21 protein-coding genes are annotated in these 25,450 nt (G+C 61.4%); 6 read left to right on the top strand and 15 right to left on the bottom strand.

The window, feature by feature from the left end:
- The first annotated feature begins 294 nt into the window (after positions 1 to 294).
- Positions 295 to 651 carry a BON domain-containing protein gene (locus K5E37_RS24955; RefSeq protein ID WP_007959598.1) on the top strand — a complete coding sequence of 119 codons (357 nt, stop codon included), beginning with the start codon at positions 295 to 297 and terminating at the stop codon, positions 649 to 651.
- 166 nt (positions 652 to 817) lie between these two features.
- Here the strand turns inward: K5E37_RS24955 and K5E37_RS24960 are convergent, their stop codons facing one another.
- The 14 genes from K5E37_RS24960 to dksA all read right to left on the bottom strand — a co-directional run bounded on the left by K5E37_RS24960 (position 818) and on the right by dksA (position 20,059).
- Positions 818 to 1,114 carry a DUF2845 domain-containing protein gene (locus K5E37_RS24960; RefSeq protein ID WP_007959599.1) on the bottom strand — a complete coding sequence of 99 codons (297 nt, stop codon included), beginning with the start codon at positions 1,112 to 1,114 and terminating at the stop codon, positions 818 to 820.
- Positions 1,114 to 4,065, bottom strand: coding sequence for a DUF748 domain-containing protein (locus K5E37_RS24965; protein WP_221535413.1), 2,952 nt, complete (start codon positions 4,063 to 4,065; stop codon positions 1,114 to 1,116). Before K5E37_RS24965 ends, K5E37_RS24960 begins: the two co-directional genes overlap by 1 nt.
- Positions 4,066 to 4,198: 133 nt before the next feature.
- Entirely contained in the window at positions 4,199 to 5,215 is a 1,017-nt protein-coding gene (locus tag K5E37_RS24970; protein ID WP_221535414.1) for a class I SAM-dependent rRNA methyltransferase, read from the bottom strand.
- Between the two features lie 100 nt (positions 5,216 to 5,315).
- Complete coding sequence (gene acs / locus K5E37_RS24975; protein WP_221535415.1) at positions 5,316 to 7,253, bottom strand: acetate--CoA ligase; 1,938 nt, start codon at positions 7,251 to 7,253, stop codon at positions 5,316 to 5,318.
- A 114-nt stretch (positions 7,254 to 7,367) separates the two neighbouring features.
- Entirely contained in the window at positions 7,368 to 9,032 is a 1,665-nt protein-coding gene (gene pgi / locus K5E37_RS24980) for a glucose-6-phosphate isomerase (protein ID WP_007959603.1), read from the bottom strand.
- Positions 9,033 to 9,381: 349 nt separating this feature from the next.
- A complete protein-coding gene (gene panC, locus K5E37_RS24985; protein WP_221535416.1) occupies positions 9,382 to 10,242 on the bottom strand; it encodes a pantoate--beta-alanine ligase in 861 nt (286 codons plus the stop codon).
- Positions 10,239 to 11,039: a 3-methyl-2-oxobutanoate hydroxymethyltransferase gene (gene panB / locus K5E37_RS24990; protein ID WP_039771642.1), complete on the bottom strand. Its 801-nt coding sequence runs from the start codon at positions 11,037 to 11,039 to the stop codon at positions 10,239 to 10,241. The genes panC and panB overlap by 4 nt, the downstream gene beginning before the upstream one ends.
- Positions 11,040 to 11,359: 320 nt before the next feature.
- The gene (folK, locus tag K5E37_RS24995) at positions 11,360 to 11,845 is read right to left on the bottom strand and encodes a 2-amino-4-hydroxy-6-hydroxymethyldihydropteridine diphosphokinase (RefSeq protein WP_221535417.1); all 486 of its coding nucleotides are present in this window, start codon (positions 11,843 to 11,845) and stop codon (positions 11,360 to 11,362) included.
- 3 nt (positions 11,846 to 11,848) lie between these two features.
- Complete coding sequence (locus K5E37_RS25000) at positions 11,849 to 13,249, bottom strand: polynucleotide adenylyltransferase PcnB (RefSeq protein ID WP_221535418.1); 1,401 nt, start codon at positions 13,247 to 13,249, stop codon at positions 11,849 to 11,851.
- Positions 13,250 to 13,984: 735 nt separating this feature from the next.
- A complete protein-coding gene (locus K5E37_RS25005) occupies positions 13,985 to 15,421 on the bottom strand; it encodes a sigma-54 dependent transcriptional regulator (protein ID WP_221535419.1) in 1,437 nt (478 codons plus the stop codon).
- A 22-nt stretch (positions 15,422 to 15,443) separates the two neighbouring features.
- Positions 15,444 to 18,398: a sensor histidine kinase gene (locus K5E37_RS25010; RefSeq protein ID WP_007959612.1), complete on the bottom strand. Its 2,955-nt coding sequence runs from the start codon at positions 18,396 to 18,398 to the stop codon at positions 15,444 to 15,446.
- Positions 18,382 to 18,558, bottom strand: coding sequence for a hypothetical protein (locus K5E37_RS25015; protein WP_003176118.1), 177 nt, complete (start codon positions 18,556 to 18,558; stop codon positions 18,382 to 18,384). Before K5E37_RS25015 ends, K5E37_RS25010 begins: the two co-directional genes overlap by 17 nt.
- A 77-nt stretch (positions 18,559 to 18,635) precedes the next feature.
- On the bottom strand, positions 18,636 to 19,532 hold the full coding sequence (gene gluQRS, locus K5E37_RS25020) for a tRNA glutamyl-Q(34) synthetase GluQRS (protein WP_085608673.1): 897 nt from the start codon (positions 19,530 to 19,532) through the stop codon (positions 18,636 to 18,638).
- 83 nt (positions 19,533 to 19,615) lie between these two features.
- Positions 19,616 to 20,059 carry an RNA polymerase-binding protein DksA gene (gene dksA, locus K5E37_RS25025; RefSeq protein WP_007959616.1) on the bottom strand — a complete coding sequence of 148 codons (444 nt, stop codon included), beginning with the start codon at positions 20,057 to 20,059 and terminating at the stop codon, positions 19,616 to 19,618.
- Between the two features lie 334 nt (positions 20,060 to 20,393).
- On the opposite strand from dksA, the gene K5E37_RS25030 reads away from it, so the two are divergent.
- Together K5E37_RS25030 and sfsA are read left to right on the top strand one after the other, a co-directional pair.
- Positions 20,394 to 21,566 (top strand): pyridoxal phosphate-dependent aminotransferase, encoded by a 1,173-nt coding sequence (locus tag K5E37_RS25030; protein ID WP_007959618.1) that lies wholly within the window; start codon positions 20,394 to 20,396, stop codon positions 21,564 to 21,566.
- Positions 21,566 to 22,279, top strand: a complete 714-nt coding sequence (sfsA, locus tag K5E37_RS25035) for a DNA/RNA nuclease SfsA (protein WP_221535420.1) — start codon at positions 21,566 to 21,568, stop codon at positions 22,277 to 22,279. The genes K5E37_RS25030 and sfsA overlap by 1 nt, the downstream gene beginning before the upstream one ends.
- On the opposite strand, the gene K5E37_RS25040 is transcribed toward sfsA, so the two are convergent.
- On the bottom strand, positions 22,276 to 22,593 hold the full coding sequence (locus tag K5E37_RS25040) for a Rieske (2Fe-2S) protein (protein WP_221535421.1): 318 nt from the start codon (positions 22,591 to 22,593) through the stop codon (positions 22,276 to 22,278). The genes sfsA and K5E37_RS25040 overlap by 4 nt on opposite strands.
- A 162-nt stretch (positions 22,594 to 22,755) precedes the next feature.
- Here K5E37_RS25040 and K5E37_RS25045 point away from each other — a divergent pair, with 162 nt between their 5' ends.
- From K5E37_RS25045 to K5E37_RS25055, 3 genes are read left to right on the top strand one after another with little or no spacing between them, the layout of a single operon-like run.
- Positions 22,756 to 23,628, top strand: a complete 873-nt coding sequence (locus tag K5E37_RS25045) for a hemin ABC transporter substrate-binding protein (protein WP_221535422.1) — start codon at positions 22,756 to 22,758, stop codon at positions 23,626 to 23,628.
- 50 nt (positions 23,629 to 23,678) lie between these two features.
- Positions 23,679 to 24,662 carry an iron ABC transporter permease gene (locus K5E37_RS25050; RefSeq protein WP_221535428.1) on the top strand — a complete coding sequence of 328 codons (984 nt, stop codon included), beginning with the start codon at positions 23,679 to 23,681 and terminating at the stop codon, positions 24,660 to 24,662.
- The gene (locus K5E37_RS25055; RefSeq protein ID WP_085608668.1) at positions 24,662 to 25,429 is read left to right on the top strand and encodes a heme ABC transporter ATP-binding protein; all 768 of its coding nucleotides are present in this window, start codon (positions 24,662 to 24,664) and stop codon (positions 25,427 to 25,429) included. Before K5E37_RS25050 ends, K5E37_RS25055 begins: the two co-directional genes overlap by 1 nt.
- Positions 25,430 to 25,450 lie beyond the last annotated feature (21 nt).

Below are 25,450 nucleotides of genomic sequence, written 5' to 3' on the forward strand. Positions count from 1 at the left end.
GCTTGGGAGTCCGAACGATGCCCCGCTCTGCGGGGCATTTTCGTCATGTCGACTACCTAGCAAAAGCTTCAATAATTTCAGGGTGTTAGGAACTTTCCGAAAAGCCGCAACTTGCATGTAGATATTTCACCGGTCATGCAATTTGCATGATTCCGAAAATATTCATAGATTTTAAGTTGTTGATTTATAAGGATTTATTAAGATTTTAAAAGTTGGCACAGCGTTCGCAATATCTCCAGTAACCCTGCTGACAAGACAACCAGCAGACTTTCCAGAAAAACAGGAGTTACTCGTATGAAGAAGTTCGCTATCACTGCCGCTGCTGCTACCGCGCTGACCCTGACCATGGCTTCCGGTGCATTTGCTCAATCGACTCAGGCCACTCAGGCGCCAATGACCTTGGCTGCCGGTGAAGTCACCAAGGCTAAAGAAGCTACTTCCGATACCTGGATCACTACCAAAGTCAAAAGCGACCTGGTAACCGAAAAAGGCATTCCTGGTACCGACATCAAAGTCGAAACCAACAAAGGTGTGGTTTCCCTGTCCTCTGAGGTCGCCATCACCGAAGCCCAGAAAACCACCGCCGTGAACATCACCAAGAAAATCAAAGGCGTGAAAGCGGTCTCCGCTGACGGCCTGAAAGCCGAGTAAGGCAAGACTTCTCGCCTGAACCGGGAGAAGACGCGACAGGCGGGCCGAGCAATACGTCTGCCGCACTTTAGAGTTCATGCGAACGGCCACACGGAATGTGGCCATTACAGGCCCCGGCACATGTGTCGGGGCCTGTTCTATTTCAGGGGCAGGAAAAGTGCGGAGGTCAGTTGCCGCGCTTGCTGTTGATCTGCTTCAGGCGATTGCCTTCAAAGCGCAGGTATTGATACATGCCGTTGCTCGGGCCGTAGGTCCACTCCTCGACCTGAAACTCTTCACGACGGTTGGCGCTGCGCTTGTAACCGAGCAGATCGCGACTGACCGGCTCACCGCATTTCTGCAGCACCTCGCTGGCGCGGTCGCCAAGGCTCACCAGTTGGCTGCCGCAGCGCAGGGTATCGGACGCCGCAGCCTGGCTGGCGATCAACGCCAGCCCCAGTGCAGCCAGCCATTTGCAGTTCATCACTCGGCATCCAGATGCATTTGTGTCACCACTCGACCGTCGCTTTCCGCTTCTCCGAGATTGGCGTCGATGAAGTACACGCGATCGTCGGCCAGTTGGCCCTTGTCCACCAGGTAATCCTTGATGCTGCTGGCCCGGTCCTGACCGAGCTGGCGCAGCAGCACGTCGCTGGAGCTCCAGAACTTGATCACATCGGCGCGCATTTTCGCGGTGCGTTCTTCCTTGCCCAGATCCTTCCATTCGGCCGGGGGCTGGGTTTTCAGACGGGTGCGGTAGATGCCTTCGAGCAATGGACCTTTTTCGTTGTCCGGTACCTGGATCAGCGAAGCCTGAGCCGGCACCTTGTCGCCCCGGCGCTGGAGCATCTTGTAGTAGTTGTACTGGTATTCGCGTTCCAGGCGCTGTTCGGCGAGCAACGGACCGTCACTGCTTTTTGCCGCGGTGCCTTCGATTTCCAGACGCAGGGCCGGCCGCTCCTTCAGCGCTTGCGACAGTTTCACCAGCGCCGCTTCGGCATCTTTGCTCAGGTCGCTGGAACCCGGTGCGAAGGACACGGTGCCGAGGTCTTCCGAGCCACCACCACTGACCAGTCCGCCAATCAGCTTGAACGGTGCGGCGGCGGCCTTGACGATCAGGTTGCGCAGGGTCTGCCAGACAATCGGCATCACGCTGAATTGCGGGTTGTTCAGGTCACCGGTCACTGGCAGCTCGATGGAGATCTTGCCGTCGACGTCCTTGAGCAGGGCGATCGCCAGTTTCAGCGGCAGGCTCACGGCATCCGGGCTGTCGACTTTCTCACCCAGTTGCAGTTGCTCGACCACCACTTTGTTCTCGGCCTTGAGCTGGCCCTTGGTGATCAGGTAATGCAGGTCGAGATTGAGTCGGCCCTTGCGGATCCGGTAGCCGGCGAACTTGCCGGAGTAGGGGGTCAGGGTGGTCAGTTCGACGCGTTTGAAACTGGTGGCGATGTCGAGGCTGGCCATCGGGTCGAACGGGTTGACCGCGCCTTTGATGGTTACTGGCGCATAGCGGTCGACCTTGCCTTTGACGTCGACGCTGGCGGGCTTCGCCTGACGGCTGTCGATGGTGCCGATCTGGCCGTTGAGCTGCTGGATCGCGGTGGCAAAGTTCGGGGTCAGGCTGAAGTCGGCGAAGTTGGCCGAGCCGTCGTTGATCGCGATGCCACCAATGTGAATGCCCAGAGGTTTGTCATTGCTCGCCGGTTTCGCCGCGGTGGTCTTCGCCCCGGAATCGGCCGGTTGCGGGATCAGCAGGTCGTCGATGTTGGTGGTGCGGTCATCGTTGATCATGAACCGCGCATACGGCTGGAACAGGTTGATCTTGTCGATCGACAGGCTGTCACCGTGCTGATAATTCAGGCCTTCGACCACCACTTGCTGCCACTTGAGGAAGTCGCGGGTTTTCAGGGTGTCGAGGGTGTGCAACTGATCGACCTGAGCGCGACCGGTGACGCTGAGGGCCAGCGGGTCAGTGCTTTTCAGGTTCACTTTCAGGTCGCTGCCGAGCATGCCGCTGCGCAGTTCGAGGCGAATGAACGGGTTGATGTAGGACTGCGCGACCCGCAGGTCGATGTCCTGGGTTTTCACGTTGAGCTGCGCGGTGACCGGGGCCAGGTTGACCACGCCGTCGGCGCTGATTTTCCCTTGCTTGCCCAGGCCGGTGTCGAGTTTGAGGTTGAAAGGCGAGCCGTTGAGGCTGTCGAAATTTTGCAGATCGACGTTCAGCGGGGTGACATCCAGGGTGACTTCGGGCTTCGCCGAGCGGTCGGCCAGATGCACTTTGTAGTCACGCAGTTGCACGTCCTTGAGCAGCACTTGCCATGGCTTGCTCGGCGCGGTTGGCTCGGGTTTCGGCGAGTCGGCGGCGGCCGGTGTGCTTGCCGGTTCCGCCGCCGCTTTGGCGGCGGGTTTCGATGGCTGGCTGGCGAACAGTTTTTGCCAGTCCAGTTGTCCGTCCGCTTCCAGGGCTGCCCAGGTTTCCAGTTTCTGGCTGCGGATCTTGCCGACCACCACTTGCTGTTTGGCCAGGTCCACGGTGGTGTCGCTGACGTCGAGACGCTCGAGTTTCGCCAGTTGACGTCCGTCCGGCGCCTTGATCGCGAACGGCGCGATGTTGACCGCCACGTTGCTCAGCAGCAGTTCGGTTTCCTTGGACAGGTTGAGCTTGTAGTCGGTGCTCAGGCTGACGACACCCTCTTCCAGCACCAGTGGCACGGCGTCGCGCACGTAGGGCCAGAAGGCTTTCATCTTGCCGTCGGTGATCTTGAGGGTGCCTTCGGAGGCGATCGGAACCAGGCTGAAATTGCCTTTCCAGTCGATCTGCCCACCGGCCGGGCCGATCGCGACGAGGGTCATGTCGGCGTTGTCTTCAGGCAGGGTGCTGAGGTTTTTCAGCTCGAAATCGAGTTTGTCGTAAACGAATTCGATCGGCTCGCTGGGGCGCGCATCCACGAAGTGCAGGTTGCCGCCGGCCAGCTGGATCCGGTCGATGCGCAGTGGAAAGGGTTTGGCGTCGGGATCGGCCGGGGTGGGCTCGCTGGCCGGGAGCTTGAACAGACCGAGAAGATTGAGCTGGCCGTCCTTGGCGAACAGGATCTCGGTCTTGGATTTTTCCAGTTCGATATCGGACAGATGCAGGGCTTTGGTCCACAGGCTGTCGAGTTGCAGGTTGGCGTACAGACGTTCGAAGCCGACCTGTTCTTTGCCCGGCTCGCCGATCACCAGGCCCCACAGCGTGAGTTCAAGGCTGAACGGGTTGAGTTCGATGCGCTGCAGATGCGCCGGCACCGTGGCGTAGTTGGCCAGTTGCTGATTTATCACCCTGAGCGCAATGCCCGGCAAAATCAGGAACCCCAGCAGGCTGTAGAGGGCCAGGGCAGTCAACAGGGCGCCAATCGCGCGAATCAATCCTTTGGGCATGTGCGGCTTCATCTGTCTGAATCGGAGTGCCTTGGAGTATGGCACGCGATTCCGGTTCCGAAGTACATCGCGCGAGACAGGATTGTTCAGATTTGTCTGCAATTTCTGTAGGAGCTTCCGAAGGCTGCTCCTGCAGAGGTAAAGATCAGAGCTGCAGAATCAGTGTCTTCAACGGCGGTTGTTGATCCCGCGAAGGGAAGTCGGCACCTGGCGTCATCACGCTCCATTCACGCACCGGCCGCCCGGCTTTTTCGGCGCAGCGCAGCACCTGTTCGCGCCAGTCGTCCATGCTGACTTTCGCCAGATTGTTGCAGCAGATCAGCACGCCATTCTCGGCGGTGGTCAGCAGGGCCGGCTTGAGCAGGCTTTGATAATCGCGCAGCAGGTCGACGGTGCCGAACGCACTCTTGGCCCACGCGGGCGGGTCGAGCAGCACCAGATCGTACTGGCGCTGTTCCAGGCGCTGATAGCTCGGCAGTTTCTGCCCGCGACGCTGGCTGATCGGCAGGCCGGCCAGTTGGCGGATCGCCGGGAAGTAGTCGGACTGGATGAACTCCATGGTCGGCAGTTGCGGGTTGAGCTGACCGTTCTCGCGCCCCACCGCCAGATTGCCTTCGGCGAAATCCAGGTTGCACACTTCGCGCGCCCCGCCGGCCGCTGCGCTGAGACCGACGCCGCAGGTGTAGGAAAACAGGTTGAGTACGCTTTTACCCTTGGCGTGATCCTTGACCCAGCCACGGGTGTTGCGCAGGTCGAGGAACAGCAGCGGATCCTGCCCGGCGTGGCGTCCGCGCACACGATAATTCAGGCCCCATTCGTGGCCGACCAGATCGGCCAGCGCGGCGTCGTCGGCGCGGTAGACGCTGTCTTCACGATCGATCCGCGAGTTGCCACGGGAGCGGTCGTTGTAGACCAGCAGGGTTTCAAGGCCGAGAGTCTGGTTGACCATGGCGTGCAGTTGCAGCAGGTCTTCGCGCGCCAGGGTCTGGTGGAAACTTTGCACCATCAGTTGCGGGCCGTAGCGGTCGATGGTCAGGCCGCCGGCGCCTTCCTGGCTGCCGTGGAACAGCCGATAGCAGTCGGTGCCCTGACTGTGCAGCTCGGCGAGCAGATCCTGGCGTTGATCGAGGGCGGCGCGCAGCGCCAGGTTCAAGGAAGACATGCGGGCGCCTTGCTGGAGGGAATCGGGGCGCGGGAGTTTAGCAGCAACTCGGCTGCAAGCGGCGAGCTTCAGGCTTGAGGCTCGCCGCTTGCAGCCGCGCTTACTGGTTCAGGCGTTTGTCTATCAAGCCCTGCACCACGCTCGGATCCGCCAGCGTCGAGGTGTCGCCAAGACTGTCGAGTTCGTTGCAGGCGATCTTGCGCAGGATCCGCCGCATGATCTTGCCCGAGCGGGTCTTCGGCAGGGCCGGGGCCCACTGGATCAGGTCCGGTTTGGCGAAGCTGCCGATTTCCTTGCTGACGTGGGCCAGCAGTTCTTTCTTCAGTTCATCGTTGGGCTCGGTGCCGTTCATCGGTGTGACGAACGCATAAATCCCCTGACCTTTGACATCGTGGGGATAACCGACAACGGCGGCCTCAGCGATGCTGTCGTGCAGCACCAGCGCGCTCTCCACTTCGGCGGTACCGATGCGATGGCCGGAGACATTGATCACGTCGTCGATGCGCCCGGTGATCCAGTAATCGCCGTCCTCGTCGCGGCGGGCGCCGTCGCCGGTGAAGTAGTAACCGGGATAGGGCTTGAAGTAGGTGTCGACCATGCGCTGCGGATCGCCGTAGACGCTGCGGATCTGTGCCGGCCAGCTCGACTTGATCGCCAGCACGCCGCTGCCGGCGCCCTTGATTTCCTTGCCGTGCTCATCGAGCAGCACCGGTTGCACGCCGAACATCGGCTGGGTGGCGCAGCCCGGTTTGATCCGCTGAGCACTGACCAGCGGGCTGAGCATGATGCCGCCGGTTTCGGTCTGCCACCACGTATCGACTATCGGGCAGCGTTGTTCGCCGACCACGTTGAAATACCATTCCCACGCTTCCGGGTTGATCGGCTCACCGACACTGCCGAGCAATCTGAGGCTTTGTCGCGAAGTTTCCTGCAAGGGCCCGGCGCCTTCACGCATCAATGCGCGCAGGGCGGTGGGGGCGGTGTAGAAGATGTTGACCTTGTGTTTGTCGATCACCTGCCAGAAACGCGAAGTGCTCGGGTAGCTCGGCACGCCTTCGAAAATCAGGGTGGTGGCGCCGTTGGCCAGCGGGCCGTAGACGATATAGCTGTGGCCGGTAACCCAGCCGACGTCGGCGGTGCACCAGAACACTTCGCCGTCGCGGTAGTCGAGGACGTACTTGAAGGTCATCGCCGCCTGCAGCAGGTAACCGCCGGTGGTGTGCAACACGCCCTTGGGTTTGCCGGTGCTGCCGGAGGTGTAGAGGATGAACAGCGGGTCTTCGGCGTCCATCGGTTCCGGCGGGCAATCGTCGCTGACGTCGCGCACGGCCTGGTGATACCAGAGGTCGCGGCCTTCGACCCAGTCGACTTTGTTCTGGGTACGCTCGACCACCACGACGGTGCTGACATTCGGACAACTCTGCAGGGCTCTGTCGACGTTCTGTTTCAGCGGCACGAATTTGCCACCGCGCACGCCCTCGTCGGCGGTGATCACGGTGCGGCAGTCAGCGTCGAGAATGCGGTCGCGCAATGAGTCCGGGGAGAAACCGCCAAACACTACCGAGTGAATCGCGCCGATCCGTGCGCAGGCGAGCATGGCGTAGGCGGCTTCGGGGATCATCGGCATGTAAATGCACACCCGGTCGCCTTTTTTCACGCCACGGCTTTTCAGCACGTTGGCCAGGCGGCAGACGTGGTGATGGAGTTTGCTGTAGGTGATTTGCGTCGACTCGGCCGGGTCGTCGCCTTCCCAGAGGATGGCGGTCTGATCGCCGCGCGTTTCCAGATGGCGGTCGATGCAGTTGTAGCTGACGTTCAGCTTGCCACCGGCAAACCAGGCGGCGTCGCCGGTCTTCAGGTCATAGCGCTGGACGGTCTGCCACGGCGTGCTCCAGTCGAGGAAGCGGGTGGCCTGTTCGGCCCAGAAGGTGCTGGGGTGTTCAATGGATTCGCGGTACAGGCGCTGGTAGTCGTCCTGACTCAACTGTGCAGCCCGGCGGACGGCATCGGCTTTGGGGAACGTGCTGATATCGAACATGACGGTTCCTTATTCTTGTTGTGCGACAAGGATAAAGATGCGCCGAGAGCGGAGAGGGTTCAATACCTGTAAACAAACACCCCCTCGTGGCGAGGGGGTGTGTTCAGGGCGGGATCAGCCGCGGTGACGGCCGCGGAAGTAGTTGATCAGGCCTTGGGTGGACGGGTCTTCAGCGGCGGTTTCTTCGCTGCCGACCAGACGGTTGTACACGCCTTTGCCCAGTTCCTTGCCCAGTTCCACGCCCCACTGGTCGAAGGCGTTGATGCCCCAGACCACGCTTTGCACGAAGACTTTGTGTTCGTACATCGCCACCAGTGCGCCGAGACGACGCGGGCTGATGCGCTCGACCACCAGGGTGTTGCTCGGACGGTTGCCCGGGATCACCTTGTGCGGTGCGAGTTTCTGCACCTGGTCTTCGCTCATGCCCTTGTCGCGCAGTTCCGCTTCGGCTTCCGGCAGGGTCTTGCCGAGCATCAGCGCCTGGCTCTGCGAGAGGCAGTTGGCGTACAGCCACTGGTGGTGGTCGGAGACCGGGTTGAAGCTGACGATCGGCACGATGAAATCGGCCGGAATCAGTTGGGTGCCTTGGTGCAGCAACTGGTGGTAAGCATGCTGACCGTTGCAGCCGACGCCGCCCCAGATCACCGGGCCAGTGTCGGTCGACACCGGGGTGCCGTCCTGACGTACGCTCTTGCCGTTGGATTCCATGTCCAGCTGTTGCAAGTGCTTGGTGATGTTTCGCAGGTAATGGTCGTACGGCAGGATCGCGTGGCTCTGCGCGCCCCAGAAGTTGCCGTACCACACGCCGAGCAGGGCCAGCAGTACCGGCATGTTCTGTTCGAACGGCGCGCTCTGGAAATGCTGGTCCATGGTGTAGGCACCGGACAGCAGTTCCTTGAAGTTGGACATGCCGATGGCCAGCGCGATTGGCAGGCCGATGGCCGACCACAGCGAGTAACGACCGCCGACCCAGTCCCACATCGGGAAGATGTTTTCTTCGCGGATACCGAAAGCCACGGCTGCCGCGTTGTTGCTCGATACGGCGATGAAGTGGCGATACAGCTCGGCTTCCGAACCACCCTGGGCCAGGTACCAGGCACGGGCGGCCTGAGCGTTCTTCAGGGTTTCGAGGGTGTTGAACGATTTCGACGAAACGATGAACAGCGTGGTCTCGGCGCGCAGTTTTTGCGTCAGCTCGTGGAATTCGCTGCCGTCGATGTTCGCCAGGTAATGGCAGCGCACGCCTTTCTGGGCGTAGGACAGCAGGGCTTCGGAAACCAGCTCGGGGCCGAGGAACGAACCACCGATGCCGATGTTCACAACGTCGGTGATCGGCTTCTCGGTGTAACCGCGCCACAGACCGTCGTGGATGCGGCCCACGAGATCGGTGATCTGGTTCAGCACCTTGTGTACTTCAGGCATCACGTTGACGCCGTTGACCGACAGCTTGTCGCCGACCGGGCGACGCAGGGCGGTGTGCAGCGCCGGGCGGCCTTCGGAGGAGTTGACGATTTCGCCGTCGAACAGTGCCTTGATCGCGCCTTTGAGATCGACTTCATTGGCCAGACCCACCAGCAGGTTGCGGGTCTCGGCGTTGATCAGATTCTTCGAATAGTCGAGAAACAGTCCGCAGCTGCTGAGGGTGAACTGATTGAAGCGCTGCGGATCGGCGTTGAAGGCTTCGCGCATGCTGAAATCCTGCATGGCTTGGCGGTGATCTTTCAACGCTTGCCAGGCAGGCAGAGCGGTAACGTCATGAGGAGTGCGGTAGTACGCCATCGCTGCGGTTTTCCTTTTTACTTGAACGGCCTTTTGAACTCTGAAAAGACCTCCCCGCCATGTTTGGGCGAGGGGGCAACTGCGTCGACACGATTACTTTGGCGCAGGGCGAATACAGTAAACCCAGCGCCGCGATCTGTCTTGGCTTTGTCTGACCTGTTTTCGGTACTTTTTTAACATTGATAACAGACGGGGCCGACAGACGGCGAGTAATGCGAGCAAGTCCCTGCTTATCGCGTGGCGTCGAACGGCAGGAAGTTTGCCCGATGGGCAGGTGCTCAGCAATACGGTCTGGAAGTGCGTGCACACGCTGTGGGAGCGGGGTTGCTCCCACAGCGTTTGCCGGTGTTCAGGCGGGGGTATCGAGATTCAGATGCAGGTTGTCGATCAACCGGGTGGTGCCGAGGAAGGCCGCGACCAGAATCACCAGATCGCGATCCTCCGCCGTTGCCGGACGCAGGGTCAGGGCGTGGCGGATTTCCAGGTAGTCCGGACGCAGGCCGGCGGCTTCCAGTTGCTGGCGTTGCGCCTGGATCAGGGTAGGGAAGTCGCGCTCGCCTTGCTTGATCGACTCGGCAATGCTGCTCAGGGTGCGATAGACCACCGGCGCCACGGCGCGCTGTTCTTCACTGAGGAATCCGTTGCGCGACGACAGCGCCAGACCGTCGGCGGCGCGTACGGTCGGCTCGCCAATGATCTGGATCGGCATGTTCAGGTCGTGCACCAGCGCGCGGATCACTGCCAGTTGCTGGAAGTCTTTCTGGCCGAAGATCGCCAGGTCCGGCTGGACCATGTTGAACAGCTTGCTGACTACCGTCGCCACGCCTTCGAAGTGCCCCGGACGGCTGGCGCCGCACAGGCCTTCGGACAGTTGCGGCACGCTGACCCGGGTCTGACCGGCCATGCCGTCGGGGTACATTTCCTCGACGGTCGGGGCGAACAGCAGATCGCATCCGGCTTCCAGCAGTTTTTCCTGATCCGCCGCCAGGGTGCGCGGGTACTTGTCGAGGTCTTCGCCGGCGCCGAACTGCAGCGGGTTGACGAAAATGCTCGCGACCACGAAGTCCACGCGCTGGGTGGCTTTGGTGATCAGCGCGATGTGGCCGCTGTGCAGGTTGCCCATGGTCGGCACGAAGCCGATGCGCTTGCCTTCACTGCGGGCGCGCGCCACGGCGGCGCGCAGTTCACGTACGGTTTTGACGGTGTTCATGCAGAGAATCCGTGTTCGATTCCGGGGAAAGTGGTGGCTTTGACTTCACTGACGTAAGCCTTCAGCGCGGACTGGATGCTGTCCTGACCCTGCATGAAGTTTTTCACGAATTTCGGCACACGGCCGCTGATCGACAGGCCGAGCATGTCGTGCAGTACCAGCACCTGACCGTCGGTATCCGAACCGGCGCCAATGCCGATCACCGGGATTTTCACGGCCTGGCTGATTTCAGCCGCCAGTTCGCTCGGCACGCATTCGAGCAGCAACATGGCTGCACCGGCCTGCTCCAGCGAGATCGCGTCGGCGCGCATCTGGCGTGCCTGGTTCTCGTTACGACCCTGCACTTTATAGCCACCGAGAATGTTCACGGCTTGCGGGGTCAGGCCCATGTGGGCGCAGACCGGCACACCGCGTTCGGCCAGCAGGCGGATCGAGTCCGCCAGCCACAAGGCGCCTTCGACCTTGACCATGTGCGCGCCGGCCTGCATCAGCAGGGCGCTGTTGGTCATGGTTTGCTCAAGGGTGGCGTTGGCCATGAACGGCAGGTCGGCCAGGATCAGGGCATCAGAGTTGCCGCGTTTGACGCTGGCAACGTGGTAGGCCATTTCTGCGGTGGTCACCGGCAGGGTGCTGTCGTGACCCTGCAGGACCATGCCGAGGGAGTCGCCCACCAGCAGCACTTCGACACCGGCCTCGTTGCAGGCGTGGGCGAAGGTCGCGTCATAGCAGGTCAGCATGGTGATCTTTTCACCTTTCTGCTTGAGGCTCTGGAGCGTGGTCAGGGTGATGGCTGGCATGTAAGAAATCCTCGTTCAGGCGCTTTGGAAACTACTGCGAGTAACGCGCGTGATTCGTCATCTATTCAGGCGCACGCTCTTTTGTCGTGCTTATAAGGCCTGGATTGCGCCCTTGTATGCCGGGTTGGCGGCAGCGGGACGCCTATAGTCGTGATGAGGCCTCAGGAAGTCAATTGCATGTGTTACCGCATTGTTACGAGGGGAGTGTTACCGGCGTTACTGATGCGATTCAGCGGGCCGGCGGGCCTGATCTGCGGGGTTTTTGTCCTACAAGAAAGCAAAATGCGGGAGCCGATGGGCTCCCGCATCAGCGGTTTGTATCAGGCGTGGGAGAGGCGTTCGAGGCCGACGAACGGGCAGGCTGCAAGAAGATCGGCAAGGGTGCGGCCATCGGCCAGACTCAGATCTTCGGGCGCCAGTTCGGCCAGGGGATAGAGAACGAACGCGCGTTCCTGCATGTGGTAATGCGGGACTTTCAGGCGCGGCTCTTCGATCAGGCGATCACCGAACAGCAGAATGTCCAGATCCAGCGTGCGTGGGCCCCAACGCTCCAGTCGTTCGCGGCCCTGATCGTTTTCGATCGCCTGCAAGGCATCGAGCAGATCCAGCGGGGCGAGCGCGCTGTCGAGCGCGGCAACCGCGTTGGTGTAACGCGGTTGGCCCGGCAGCAGCGAGTCGCTTTGGTAGAAGGCAGACACGCCGACCAGTTCGGTGTCGGGCAATTGCCCCAGTGCGTTGACCGCGCTGCGCAGTTGTTCGGCCGGGTCAGCCAGGTTGCTGCCCATGCCGATGTAGATGCGTTCCATGCCTTATTCGCCCGTGGCGCTCGGTGCGCCGGCGCGCTTGCGCTTGGAACCGCTGCTGCGGCGACGCTTGCGCGGTGCGCCACTGGCGTCATCACCCTTGCCGCTGAGGTCGCGGATCATGTCGCGACGTTCGCTGTCGTTGGCGTCCTGATAATCGGTCCACCATTCGCCCAGGCCATCGGTCTGCTCGCCGGCGCTTTCACGCAGCAGGAGGAAGTCGTAGCCGGCGCGGAAGCGCGGATTGTCCAGCAGCAGGTCGGCGCGTTTGCCGCTGCGGCGTGGCAGGCGTTCCTGCATATCCCAGATCTCGCGGATCGGCATGGTGAAGCGTTTTGGAATCGCGATGCGCTGGCACTGTTCGGCGATCAGTTCGTGAGCGCCTTCCTGCATGGCCGGAATCGGCGGCATGCCGCGCTCTTGCAGACGTAGCACGCGGGCCGGCAGGGCAGGCCACAGCAGTGCGGCAAACAGGAACGCCGGGGTCACTGGTTTGTTCTGCTTGATCCGCAAGTCGGTGTTGGTCAGTGCTTCGCTGATCAGCGTGTGGGTGTATTCCGGGTTGTGTTCCAGCGCATCGGCACTGGCCGGGAACAGCGGCGCGAACAGTTGCAGGTCGACCAGCATCTCGAACGTGATCGCGCCATGACCGGAGAGGAACAGCTTGAGCACTTCCTCGAACAGGCGGGCCGACGGGATCTCGCGCAGCATCGGCGCCAGTTCGCGGATCGGCTGGACGGTGTGCTTCTCGATACCGAAATTGAGCTTGGCGGCGAAACGCACGGCCCGCAGCATCCGCACCGGGTCTTCCTGGTAACGCTGCTTCGGGTCGCCGATCAGACGGATCAGGTGATTGCGGATGTCGTGCACGCCGTTGGCGTAGTCGAGGATGCGCTCGCTGACCGGATCGTAATACAGGGCGTTGATGGTGAAGTCGCGGCGTTGCGCGTCTTCTTCCAGGGTGCCGTAGACGTTGTCACGCAGAATGCGCCCGCTCTCGTTGCGCGAAGACTGGTTGCTGTCTTCGTCGTCTTCGTTTTGCGGGTGATTGGCGCGGAAGGTCGCGACTTCGATGATTTCGCGACCGAAATGGATGTGTACCAGCTTGAAGCGGCGGCCGATGATCCGCGCATTGCGGAATTCGGCGCGAACCTGCTCGGGGGTGGCGCTGGTGGCGACGTCGAAGTCTTTGGGCGTGATGCCCAGCAGCATGTCTCGCACGCAACCGCCAACCAGGTAGGCCTGGTAGCCGGCGCCCTGCAGACGTTCGACGATGTTGACCGCGTAACGGCTGAATTGCGCCTTCTGCAGCGAATGTTGGCCGCTGCTGAGGACTTCAGGCGTGCTACGGATGTGTTGCGTACGACGCAGGGGAGTTCGGAATGACTGGAACAGCTTCTTCAGCATGGGATGCACTGTTTGAAGGAATGTTCGGCCATACCAGAGAATGACCGCATGATGGGCCGGGATTCTAGCATTTAGTCGAGGGATGGTGTAGGACGCTGCCGTTTTGCGCTGCAAGCCGCAGGCTAGAGGGGGTGAAGATGCGTCAGAAGGGGGGGATTTGCCGTAAAGGAGAAACTACAAGGGGAGCCGAAGCTCCCCAAGAAGTAGTTGCGTGCTCTTTTTATTATTGATTCGGGCTTCTTGTTTTTGTTGAGTGCCCTCGCCATGAAGCTTTTCCTTCATGGCCCTCCCAATCGGGAGCCAAGAGCAAACGGATTGCTTTGGTCGCTGTGTTGCAGTGATCTTGCGATCCAACCAGTACAGGCTCTGTCTTAAGACAGTTTTTGTTGTTCTCGGCCTGGTCGTGGGGCTAGCCCCAAATACAACGCCTCTCCAAAAGAATCAGTTAGCTGCGCCTCTCGCCGTCTTGTTTTTATTGTGCGTGAGTCGATTCGTCTTATTTTTATTGTCTTGTGCATTGCTTGTTATTGTTCTTGTACCAAACATATAGCAGGTGCCGTGCCAACTTTTGCGAACCCCAATAAAACAAGGGGTTAGGTCGATATAACCGTTTTCGCAGGGCGAAAAAAAGCCGGGGTTTCGTTACCGATAACCCCGGCTTCTGTTACGTGAAAAGACTGAGGTAACAGTTTTTTCACATCCTCAACCGTTACCCGCCCACTCGACAGGTAACGTTCAGCTCTCGCTGGCGACCCCGGTCTTGCGCCGTGGAATGCCCAGACGCTGACGACGCTCCCACAGGCATTTGCGGCTGACGCCCAGTTTGCGCGCCAGTTCGGTCTCGGTCATGTGGTCCTGATGCTCGAGTACGAAATGCTGGAAGTAGTCTTCCAGTGACAGATCTTCGGTCGGCTCGTGGCTGCTGTTGCTGGCGTTACCGGGCTGTTGAGCCGGCAGGCCGATGAATTCGTCGTCCACCAGGTCGCCCAGCTCGATGTCGATGCCCAGCAGGTCGGCAGAGATTTCCGGGCTTTCGCTCAGAATCACGGCGCGCTCGACGGCGTTTTCCAGCTCCCGCACGTTACCCGGCCAGGAATAGTGCCGGATCGCCTGTTCGGCATCGGCGGCAAATTTCAGGTCGGTGCGGTTGATGCGGGCGCTCTGACGAGCAAGGAACGCATTGGCGATTTCGTTGACGTCGGCGCCACGCTCGCGCAGGGCCGGCAGTTTCAACGCGATCACATGGAGGCGGTAGTACAAGTCTTCACGGAACTGACCGATTTTCGCCAGGCTCTTGAGGTCCCGGTGGGTCGCGGCGATCAACCGGACATCGACCTTCTGCGACTGGACCGAGCCAACCCGGCGAATTTCGCCTTCCTGCAGTACGCGTAGCAAACGAGCCTGGGCTTCCAGTGGCAATTCACCGATCTCGTCGAGGAACAGCGTGCCGCCGTCCGCCGCTTCCACCAGACCGGCGCGACCGGCGCTGGCACCGGTGAACGCACCTTTCTCGTGACCGAACAGTTCGGACTCGATCAGGCTTTCCGGGATGGCGGCGCAGTTCACCGAGATCATCGGTGCCTTGGCCCGTTTCGACAGGTTGTGCAGGGCGCGGGCCACCAGTTCTTTACCGGTACCGGATTCGCCCTGGATCAGCACATTGGAATCGGTCGGCGCGACTTTACGGATCTTGCCGTAAAGGTCCTGCATCGGCGGGCACGAGCCGATGATGCCGATTTCGCCATTGCTGTTGTCGATGGCGGATTTGCCGCTGCCATTGGCCGGTTTGGCAGGAGCCGCTTCGCCGGCGGCAGGCGCCGACTGGCGATCACGCAGGATCCGCGCGACAGCCTGAAGCATTTCATCGTGGTCGAAAGGCTTGGCGATGTAATCCACCGCGCCCATCTTCATCGAGTCGACCGCCGAGCGGAGGCTGGCGTAGCTGGTCATGATCAGCACCGGCGTGCCCTGGCCGAGCTTGATCAGCTCGGTACCCGGAGCGCCCGGCAGTCGCAGGTCGCTGACGATCAGATCGAATGTGGGAATACTGAAGCGTTCTTGTGCTTCCTGCACTGAACCGGCTTCGCTGACCTGGTACTGGTTACGTTCCAGCAGGCGGCGCAAGGCGGAGCGGATAATGGTTTCGTCTTCGACGATCAAAATGTGCGGCATTGATTCGATACTCTCGACGGTCTCAGTTCACAGCGGACGTCGCTTCGACATGGCGCGGCAATGTCACCCGGATACGGGTGCCGCGCTGGCTCTGAACATCAGCCGGGCTGTCGATGGTGATTTGTCCATAATGCTCTTCAACGATGGAATAGACCAGTGCAAGGCCCAGACCGGTGCCTTCGCCAGGATCCTTGGTGGTGAAGAAGGGTTCGAACAATCGATCCATGATGCTCGACGGAATACCGCTGCCTTCGTCTTCGACGATCAGATCGACCGTGTGTTCGCCGGCTTCACTCTTCACGCGTACCGCACTGCCGGCAGGCGAGGCGTCACGGGCGTTGGAGAGCAGATTGATCAAAACCTGGGCGAGCCGCTGCGGATCGCCTTCGACCCAGTGATCGGGATCGCACAGGTTGTAGAACTGGACTTCGAAATTGCGCCGGTTCAGGGCCAGCAGGCCGATGGCGTCCTGGGCGACTTCCGCCAGACAGACGGGCTCGTCGCTGTGCTGATGGCTGCCGGCGTGGGCGAAGCTCATCAACGACTGGACGATGCGTGAAACGCGCTTGGTCTGCTCGAGGATCTGGCCGCTGATTTCCGTCAGCTCACCGTCCTCTTCGCGCTCTTCCCGCAGGTTTTGCGCGAGGCAGGCGATGCCGGTGATCGGATTGCCGATTTCGTGAGCAACACCCGCTGCGAGTCGACCGATGCTGGCCAGACGCTCGGAATGAACCAGTTTGTCTTCGAGCATCTGGGTTTCGGTCAGGTCTTCCACCAACAGCACCAGGCCGCTGTTGCCCGGTGCCAGCGGCTCGTCGATGGCCGCTTTGTGCAGGTTCAGCCAGCGGGTCTGGCCGTCGAGAGCCAGGTGCTGCTTGTGCAAGTGCTCGTCGGGCAGGTGGATGAAGCCTTGCAACAGATCTTTCCACGGATTGGCGATGGTGCTCAGGCGCGAGCCGACCACCCGTTGCGCGGCAATCCCGGTCAGTTCTTCCATGGCCTTGTTCCACATCAGGATCTCCTGATCCTTGGCCAGCGAGCAGACGCCCATCGGCAGTTCCTGCAGGGTCTGGCGGTGGTAGCGGCGCAAGGCGTCGAGTTCGGCGGCCAGCCCGGTCAGACGCGAGTGGTAATCCTCGAGGCGGCTTTCAATGAAGTGGATGTCTTCGGTGACGTAGTTTTCGCCGCCGGCCTTGTAGGGCAAGAAGGTTTCCACCATGTCCTGGGCGACGCTCGGGCCCATCAGACCGGAGAGGTTGGCTTCGATCCGGTCGCGCAGACGGCGCAAGGCATAAGGGCGGCGCTCGTCGAATGGCAGATAAAGGTCGCGCAGGGCCTGCTCGACTTCTTTCTGCGCAGCCTTGGCGCCCAGCGGTTTGGCCAGTTGCGTGGCGAATTCCTGCGGCGAGGCGGCGTGCAATTCGCGGCGCTGCGGACGACGTACGTTGTCCACCGCGCAGGCTTCGGCGGCGCTGGCCTCTTCGGGGCTGGCATTGGTGAACAGCGAAATCAGCGTGAACATCAGGACGTTGGCTGCCAGCGAGGCGATGGCCGCCATGTGCCAACTGGTGTCGTCCAGCACGTAGATCATGTTCAGCAGCGGAATATAGAAACCCTGCAGGTTGCCGACCAGCGGCAAGAGCATGGTCACTACCCACACCACAATCCCCGCCAGCAGACCGGCGATAAAGCCGCGGCGATTGGCGGTCGGCCAGTACAGCACCGACAGCACACCCGGCAGGAATTGCAGGGTCGCGACGAAGGCGACGATGCCAAGGTTGGCCAGATCCTGCTCGGCGCCCAGCATCAGATAGAAGCAGAAACCGGCCATGATGATCGCGACGATCAGCGCCCGGCGGGTCCATTTCAACCAGCGATAGATATTGCCCTCGGCCGGTGGCTGGTAGAGCGGCAGCACCAGATGGTTCAGTGCCATGCCCGACAGCGCCAGCGTGGTGACGATGATCAGGCCGCTGGCCGCCGACAGTCCGCCGACATAGGCCAGCAACGCCAGCGACTTGCTGTTGGCGGCGATACCGATGCCGAGGGTGAAGTATTCCGGATTGGTGGTGGCGCCGAGTTTCAGGCCGGCCCAGAGAATCAGCGGCACGGCCAGGCTCATCAGCAGCAGGAACAGCGGCAGGCCCCAGCTTGCGCTGACCAGCGAGCGCGGGTTGAGGTTTTCGGTGAAGGTCATGTGATACATGTGCGGCATCACGATCGCCGAGGCGAAAAACACCAGCAGCAACGTGCGCCACGGGCCTTCCTGCAATGGCGTGTGCAAGGCGGCGAGGGCGGTCTGGTTCTGCAGCAGCCACAGTTCGAGCTGTTGCGGGCCGTCGAATACGCCGTACAGCGCGTAGAGGCCAACGCCGCCGAGGGCGGCCAGTTTGATCACCGATTCGAAAGCAATCGCGAACACCAGCCCTTCGTGCTTTTCACGGGTGGCGATATGACGGGAGCCGAAGAAGATCGTGAACAGGATGATCAATGCGCAGAACGCCAGGGCCACGCGATTCTGCACCGGTTCGCCGGTGAGGATGCCGATGGAATCGGCCACGGCCTGGATCTGCAACGCCAGCAACGGCAATACGCCGATCAGCATGAAAATCGTGGTCAGCGCACCGGCCCAGGTGCTGCGGAAGCGGAAGGCGAACAGGTCTGCCAGCGACGACAGTTGATAAGTGCGGGTGATCTTCAGAATCGGATACAGCAGCACCGGCGCCAGCAGAAACGCGCCGGATACCCCGAGATAACTGGACAGAAAACCGTAGCCGTACTGATAGGCCAGACCCACCGTGCCATAGAACGCCCACGCACTGGCGTAGACCCCCAGCGACAGGGTGTAGGTCAACGGATGGCGAATGATCGCCCGCGGGATCATGCCCCGTTCACTGATCCAGGCCACGCCGAACAACGCGGCCAGGTAGGCGGCGCTGATCAGCAGCATCTGGGTCAGGCTAAAGCTCATCGGCATCTTTTTGGCTCTGCAGGATGAAGGTCACGACAATCAGGATCAGCCAGAGCAGATAAGGGCGATACCAGGCGCCCGTAGCGTCGATCCACCAATCCATGATGGCGGGAGAAAACAGGTAGATCCCCACGACCAGAAGCAGGACCAAGCGATAGATGTACATCCCGGCCTCTCTTTTTTATGCGCGTGCCCGAAAACGTGCGGCGATGGTAACGGATGGGCGCGCCACTGCAAGTGTCGTCACAGCAGTTGCGCTTCGGGCAGGGTCAGTGTGCGCGGGATTTTCAAGGCATCCCAGTGGGCGCTGCCCCAGTTCAACAGTTCCTGCGGCGAGGCGTGGGCCAGTTCGAGCCCCGGGTTTTGCCCCAGTGCGCGCAAGGCCCGCAGCAACAATGGTGTGGCCTGATCGGCTTCCAGCGGTGGCGAGCGATAGGACTTGCCGAGCTTGTTGCCGTCCGGCTGGGTAATCAGTGGCAGATGCAGATAGCGCGGCTGGCGCAGGCCCAGCAATTCCTGCAGATAGAGCTGGCGTGGCGTGGAGTCGAGCAGATCGGCACCGCGCACGATGTCGGTGATGCCCTGCCACGCGTCGTCCAGTACCACCGCCAGTTGGTAGGCGTAGAGGCCGTCGCGGCGGCGGATCACGAAATCTCCCACGTCACGGCCCAGGTGCTGGCGGTATTCGCCCTGCACCCGGTCGATGAAGTGGTATTCCAGCTCTGGCACGCGCAGGCGGATCGCGGCGTCTTCCTGACCATGGCCGGCATTGCGGCACAGTCCCGGATAAATGCCGTGGTACGGCTCCAGTTGTTTGCGCGAGCAGGTGCAGGCGTAGGCCAGGCCGTGATTGAACAGGCTGTCGAGGACTTGAGCATAGGCTTCGTGCCGGTCGCTCTGGCGGACCATTTCGCCGTCCCATTCGAAGCCATAGCTTTCCAGTGCCTTGAGAATCGCCGCTTGCGCGCCCGGCTCTTCGCGAGGCGGATCGAGATCTTCCATGCGCACCAGCCAGCGGCCATTCACCGAGCGGGCATCCAGATAAGAAGCGAGCGCCGCTACCAGCGAGCCAAAGTGCAGGTGTCCACTGGGGGTCGGGGCAAAGCGGCCAATGTAGGCGGGGGAGGTGTTGGCAGTCATGAGGGCGATGTTACTTGAGAGTCAAAGAACAGCAGAAACAAAAACGGAGCGTTCGCACGCTCCGTTTTTCGTTCAGGCCGGGATTATTTGCCGACCTGCTTTTCCTTGATTTCCGCCAGGTTCTTGCAGTCGACGCACATGTCGGCAGTCGGACGGGCCTCGAGGCGCTTGACGCCGATCTCGATGCCGCAAGAGTCGCACCAGCCGTACTCTTCGTCTTCGATCAGTTGCAGGGTCTTGTCGATCTTCTTGATCAGTTTGCGCTCGCGGTCGCGGGCGCGCAGCTCGAGGGCGAACTCTTCTTCCTGACTGGCACGGTCGGCCGGATCAGGAAAGTTGGCCGCTTCGTCTTTCATGTGATCAACAGTGCGGTCGACTTCCTGCATCAAGTCCAGTTTCCACTTGGTCAGGATCTTGGTGAAGTGCGCGCGCATTGGAGCGCCCATGTACTCTTCGCCCGCTTTCGGGACGTAGGGTTCGAAACCGCTGAGTGTCTGACTTGCCTGTTGCTTTGCTTGGGTGGGCATGAAATGGACCGCCTCTACTCTTGTAATCCATTGCGCAGGATTGCTCCATCACCGACACCTGCCGGCCCTGCGGCTGCAAGCGGGCGAACTTACCAGATCAATTCGGCCCGCGCTACTCCCGGATGTCGAGCGCGCGGCCAGTGGGGCTTGCAAATGTTTGCCAAGCCATGTCCGGCAATGTTGCAGACCTGCTCAATCACTGATTTTAGTCAATCCTGGAGCGTACGCCCGGGTCGTTACAGTCCAGTGTTCTTGAGGCTGTGACCGTTGCGGGTTCTCGCTCGTTCCGGCAGATGGGTAGAATCGTTTCTTTTCCCTCGTTGAAGGAAGGCCAATGGCTCAGCCCTACAGTGCGCGCAGTCGTGCGATCGAACCGTTCCATGTGATGGCGTTGCTGGCGCGGGCCAATGAATTGCAGGCCGCCGGCCACGATGTGATCCACCTGGAAATCGGCGAACCTGACTTCACCACCGCCGAGCCGATCATCCGCGCGGGTCAGCAAGCCCTGACAGACGGGAAAACCCGCTACACCGCGGCCCGTGGCATTCCCGAGCTGCGCGAGGCGATTTCCGGCTTCTATCAAACGCGCTATGGCCTCAACATCGATCCCCGACGGATTCTCATCACGCCGGGCGGCTCCGGCGCGTTGCTGCTGGCCAGCGCGTTGCTGGTGGATCCGGGCAAGCACTGGCTGCTGGCCGACCCCGGCTATCCTTGCAACCGGCATTTTCTGCGACTGGTCGAAGGCGCGGCGCAGCTTGTGCCGGTCGGCCCGGACGTTCGCTATCAACTGACGCCGGACCTGGTGGCGCGCCACTGGGATCACGACAGCGTCGGCGCGCTGGTCGCTTCGCCAGCCAACCCGACCGGTACGATTCTGACACGCGATGAGCTGGCCGGTTTATCCACAGCCATCAAGGCGCGTCACGGGCATCTGGTGGTGGACGAGATCTATCACGGCCTGACTTACGGCACCGACGCAGCCAGTGTGCTGGAAGTCGATGACAGTGCATTTGTCCTCAACAGTTTCTCCAAATATTTCGGCATGACCGGATGGCGCCTCGGCTGGCTGGTGGCGCCGGATGCGGCGGTCAGTGAGCTGGAAAAGCTCGCGCAGAACCTCTACATCAGCGCGCCAAGCATGGCCCAACACGCAGCGCTGGCCTGTTTCGAGCCGGACACCATCGCGATTCTCGAAGAGCGCCGCGCCGAGTTCGGCCGTCGTCGCGACTTCCTGCTGCCGGCATTGCGTGAACTGGGTTTCAACATTGCCGTGGAGCCGGAAGGCGCGTTCTATTTGTATGCCGATATCAGCCAGTTCGGCGGCGATGCCTTCGCGTTCTGTCGGCATTTTCTCGAAACCGAACATGTGGCATTCACTCCGGGGCTGGATTTCGGCCGCTATCAGGCCGGGCATCATGTGCGCTTTGCCTACACGCAAAACCTCCCTCGCCTACAGGAAGCGGTGGAACGCATCGCCCGTGGCTTGAAGAGCTGGCAAGGCTGATGCGCTTTCATCCTCCTCTTGAAGAAGGCCGGTTGATCCGCCGTTACAAGCGTTTTCTCGCCGATATCGAAACCGTTGGCGGCGAGTTGCTGACCATTCATTGCCCGAACACCGGCTCGATGCTCAATTGCCAGGTTGAGGGCGGGCAGGTCTGGTTCAGCCGCTCCAATGACCCGAAGCGCAAGCTGCCCGGTACCTGGGAAGTCGGCGAAACACCGCAGGGCCGGCTGTTTTGCGTGAACACCGGGCGCGCCAACGCACTGGTCGAAGAGGCCTTGCAGGCGGGCGTAATCAGTGAACTGAACGGCTTTACCGGGCTCAAGCGCGAAGTGGCATACGGACAGGAAAAGAGCCGGATCGATTTTCGCCTCGACTATCCGACGGGCCCGGCCTACGTGGAAGTGAAAAGCGTCACGCTCGGTTTCGACGGCACGGCAGTGGCAGCGTTTCCCGATGCGGTGACAGAGCGCGGCGCCAAGCATTTGCGTGAGCTGGCGCATCTGGCCAGGGACGGGATTCGCGCGGTGCAGTTGTACTGCGTCAATCTCACCGGTATCGAAGCGGTGCGTCCTGCCGAGGAAATCGACTCGGCCTACGCCGCTGCGCTGCGTGAGGCGGTGGCGTGCGGGGTCGAAGTCCTGGCGTACGGCGTGCGTTTGAGCCATGAAGAGATGGTGATCGACCGGCGCCTGGATGTGCTGCTCAACGGTTAAACATCGATCCACAGCCCCTGCGCGTCTTCACGGCAAGGGATGGCCGTCAGCGATTGCCCGGCGCACGGGCCGGCGACGCATTCACCGTCTTCGATCAGAAACAGTGCGCCGTGGGTGGCGCACTGGATCAGGCTGTTGCTTGGGTCGAGAAACTGGTCGGGCTGCCATTCCAGTCCGACGCCCCGATGCGGGCAGCGATTGAGATAGACGTAAGCCCGCCCCGCGCGGCGCACGGCAAACAGTTTTTTCCCGTCAATATCGAAACCGCGACTGCCGTCCTCAACCAGATCGGCGCCCGCGCAAAGAAACTTCATGGCTATCCTCAAATGTCGGCTCGTGTCTGGATATGTCCGAGCTTGACGTTCAAATGCAAACAATTATCAAATGGCCGCCTTCACCCGTGGCGAGGTGACCGCTGCCGAGGATACTTGGCCTGCCGTCCCGATGTCCGGGAAAACCTTTCAAGGAAGCTGTCTATGCGCCTGAGTACCCGCGTTGCCGTGCTGTGTGTCGGACTGTTGGTCAGCCACCAGGCTGCAGCGACCGAGTTGCCGCAACGTTGGGTCAGCGCCGGCGGTGCGTTGTCGGAGTGGGTGAGTGCGCTGGGTGGCGAGGCCAAACTGGTAGGCGTCGACACCACCAGCCAGCATCCCGAGTCTCTCAAGTCGCTACCGAGCATCGGCTATCAGCGCAGCCTGTCGGCCGAAGGCATTCTCAGCCTGCGCCCGGACATCCTGATCGGCACCGAAGAAATGGGCCCGCCCCTGGTGATCTCGCAGGTTCGCAGTGCCAAGGTGCAGGTGGAATTGTTTTCGGCTCAGCCGGATCTGCCGACACTGGAAAAAAATGTCACCCATCTGGGTCAGTTGCTGGGCGCCGAAAGCCAGGCCGCGCAATTGCTGCAAAGTTATCAACAGCAGCTTGATGCGCAAAAGGCGCGAGTGGCTGAAGCGCAGACCCAGCAGAAAGCGCCGGGCGTGCTGTTGCTGCTCGGACATGCCGGCGGCAAACCGCTGATCGCCGGCAAAGACACCGCCGCCGATTGGCTGCTGCAACAGTCGGGCGGGCATAACCTTGCGACCCACACCGGGTACAAGCCGTTTTCTGTGGAATCCCTGGCCAGCCTCGATCCTGAAGTGCTGGTATTCGCTGACCGTGCGCTGACCGGCGAGGCGGCGAAAACGGCGCTGTTCAAGGAAAACCCGATCCTCAATTCCAGCCGTGCGGCCAAGACCGGACGCGTGCTGGAGCTGGATCCGACGCTGCTGGTGGGCGGGCTCGGGCCGCGTTTGCCGGCTGCGCTCAAGACCCTGTCTGACGGTTTCTACCCGGCCCAGAGCGGCCAATGACCACGCTGGTCAAACCCCGTGGCTTGTTCATCGGCCTGATCTTGCTGTGCCTGCTGGCGATCTGGCTGTCGCTGGCGTTGGGGCCGGTCAGTCTGCCGTTGTTCGATACCTTGCGCGCTGCGCTGCGCTTGATCGGTGTGCCGCTGGCGCCGGACGGGCTGGAACAGGCTGAACTGATTCTCGGGCAGATTCGTCTGCCGCGTACGTTGCTCGGGCTGGCAGTCGGCGGTGTGCTGGCGCTGTCCGGGGTGGCGATGCAGGGGTTGTTTCGTAATCCGCTGGCCGATCCTGGGCTGGTCGGCGTCTCGAGCGGTGCGGCGTTGGGCGCGGCGGTGGCGATTGTCGGCGGTTCGTTTTTTGGCGGATTGCCGGAGTGGTTCGGGCCTTATCTGCTGTCGGTTTGCGCGTTTCTCGGTGGCCTCGGCGTAACGGCGTTGGTCTATCGACTCGGTCGCCGTAACGGGCAGACGAATGTTGCGACCATGTTGCTGGCGGGTATCGCTCTGACGGCGCTGGCCAGTTCGGTGGTGGGGCTGTTTACCTATCTGGCCGACGACGCCACATTGCGCACGTTGACGTTCTGGAACCTGGGCAGCCTTAACGGCGCGAGCTATGCGCGGTTGTGGCCGCTGCTGATCATCACCGCCGGTGTTGCACTTTGGCTTCCACGGCGGGCGAAGGCGCTCAATGCGTTGCTGCTCGGCGAATCGGAAGCCGGGCATCTGGGGATCGATGTAGAACGGCTCAAGCGCGAGCTGGTGTTCTGCACGGCGCTGGGTGTCGGTGCGGCGGTGGCAGCGGCGGGCATGATCGGTTTTGTCGGGCTGGTGGTGCCGCATCTGGTGCGCTTGCTCGCGGGGCCTGATCATCGGGTGTTGCTGCCGGCATCGGTGCTGGCCGGGGCGAGTCTGTTGCTGCTGGCGGATCTGGTGGCGCGGCTGGCGCTGGCGCCGGCGGAACTGCCGATCGGCATCGTCACGGCGTTCATCGGTGCGCCGTTCTTCCTTTATCTGTTGCTGCGAGGGCGTGCCTGATGCTGCGTGCGCACAATCTGCACATCCGCCGTGGCCGCAAGACCGTTCTGGCCGATGTCAGCCTGCAACTCGAACCGGGCGAAGTGCTTGGCGTGTTGGGGCCGAATGGCGCCGGCAAAAGCACCTTGCTCGGCGCGCTGTGCGGTGAGCTGAGCGCGCACGAGGGGGAAGTGCTGCTGGACGGTGAGGCCTTGAGTCATTGGAGTGGCACTCAGCGCGCGCAGCGGCTGGCGGTGTTGCCGCAGGTATCGACCCTGGATTTCGCCTTTCGTGTTGAAGAAGTGGTCGGCATGGGGCGTCTGCCTTATCAGAGCGGGCGGGTGCGCGATGACGAGATCGTCGCTGCCGCATTGCGGGCGGCCGATGCCGGGCACCTGAGTGGCCGCAGTTATCTGGCGTTGTCCGGCGGCGAGCGTCAGCGCGTGCATCTGGCGCGGGTGCTGGCGCAGCTCTGGCCAGGACAGGCGGGGCAGACGTTGCTGCTCGATGAGCCGACCTCGATGCTCGATCCATTGCATCAACATACGACGCTGCAGGCAGTGCGCGAATTTGCCGATCGCGGCGCGGCAGTTCTGGTGATCCTGCATGATCTGAATCTGGCGGCGCGCTATTGTGATCGCATCCTGCTGCTTGAAGGCGGTCTCCCGGTCGCACTGGATACGCCGCAACAGGTGTTGCGCCCTGAATCGCTGAAGGCGGTTTTCGGTCTGGAAGTATTGGTGCAGCCGCACCCGGAGCGCGGGCATCCGCTGATCATCGCCCGCTGATGTCGTCATCGAGGTGAGGGT

It is taken from the genome of Pseudomonas sp. RIT778 (assembly GCF_019718735.1).
Lineage (GTDB): Bacteria > Pseudomonadota > Gammaproteobacteria > Pseudomonadales > Pseudomonadaceae > Aquipseudomonas > Aquipseudomonas aphyarum.

Excerpts from the sequence above, each read along its gene's own strand:
- gluQRS (WP_085608673.1), bottom strand. The coding sequence starts at position 19,532 with ATGACTGCCAACACCTCCCCCGCCTACATTGGCCGCTTTGCCCCGACC.
- panC (WP_221535416.1), bottom strand. The coding sequence starts at position 10,242 with ATGAACACCGTCAAAACCGTACGTGAACTGCGCGCCGCCGTGGCGCGC.
- K5E37_RS25045 (WP_221535422.1), top strand. The coding sequence starts at position 22,756 with ATGCGCCTGAGTACCCGCGTTGCCGTGCTGTGTGTCGGACTGTTGGTC.
- K5E37_RS25040 (WP_221535421.1), bottom strand. The coding sequence starts at position 22,593 with ATGAAGTTTCTTTGCGCGGGCGCCGATCTGGTTGAGGACGGCAGTCGC.
- K5E37_RS25010 (WP_007959612.1), bottom strand. The coding sequence starts at position 18,398 with ATGCCGATGAGCTTTAGCCTGACCCAGATGCTGCTGATCAGCGCCGCC.
- K5E37_RS24955 (WP_007959598.1), top strand. The coding sequence starts at position 295 with ATGAAGAAGTTCGCTATCACTGCCGCTGCTGCTACCGCGCTGACCCTG.
- K5E37_RS25055 (WP_085608668.1), top strand. The coding sequence starts at position 24,662 with ATGCTGCGTGCGCACAATCTGCACATCCGCCGTGGCCGCAAGACCGTT.
- dksA (WP_007959616.1), bottom strand. The coding sequence starts at position 20,059 with ATGCCCACCCAAGCAAAGCAACAGGCAAGTCAGACACTCAGCGGTTTC.
- K5E37_RS24965 (WP_221535413.1), bottom strand. The coding sequence starts at position 4,065 with ATGAAGCCGCACATGCCCAAAGGATTGATTCGCGCGATTGGCGCCCTG.
- panB (WP_039771642.1), bottom strand. The coding sequence starts at position 11,039 with ATGCCAGCCATCACCCTGACCACGCTCCAGAGCCTCAAGCAGAAAGGT.
- folK (WP_221535417.1), bottom strand. The coding sequence starts at position 11,845 with ATGGAACGCATCTACATCGGCATGGGCAGCAACCTGGCTGACCCGGCC.
- K5E37_RS25030 (WP_007959618.1), top strand. The coding sequence starts at position 20,394 with ATGGCTCAGCCCTACAGTGCGCGCAGTCGTGCGATCGAACCGTTCCAT.
- K5E37_RS24970 (WP_221535414.1), bottom strand. The coding sequence starts at position 5,215 with ATGTCTTCCTTGAACCTGGCGCTGCGCGCCGCCCTCGATCAACGCCAG.
- K5E37_RS24960 (WP_007959599.1), bottom strand. The coding sequence starts at position 1,114 with ATGAACTGCAAATGGCTGGCTGCACTGGGGCTGGCGTTGATCGCCAGC.
- K5E37_RS25005 (WP_221535419.1), bottom strand. The coding sequence starts at position 15,421 with ATGCCGCACATTTTGATCGTCGAAGACGAAACCATTATCCGCTCCGCC.
- sfsA (WP_221535420.1), top strand. The coding sequence starts at position 21,566 with ATGCGCTTTCATCCTCCTCTTGAAGAAGGCCGGTTGATCCGCCGTTAC.
- acs (WP_221535415.1), bottom strand. The coding sequence starts at position 7,253 with ATGTTCGATATCAGCACGTTCCCCAAAGCCGATGCCGTCCGCCGGGCT.
- K5E37_RS25000 (WP_221535418.1), bottom strand. The coding sequence starts at position 13,249 with ATGCTGAAGAAGCTGTTCCAGTCATTCCGAACTCCCCTGCGTCGTACG.
- K5E37_RS25015 (WP_003176118.1), bottom strand. The coding sequence starts at position 18,558 with ATGTACATCTATCGCTTGGTCCTGCTTCTGGTCGTGGGGATCTACCTG.
- pgi (WP_007959603.1), bottom strand. The coding sequence starts at position 9,032 with ATGGCGTACTACCGCACTCCTCATGACGTTACCGCTCTGCCTGCCTGG.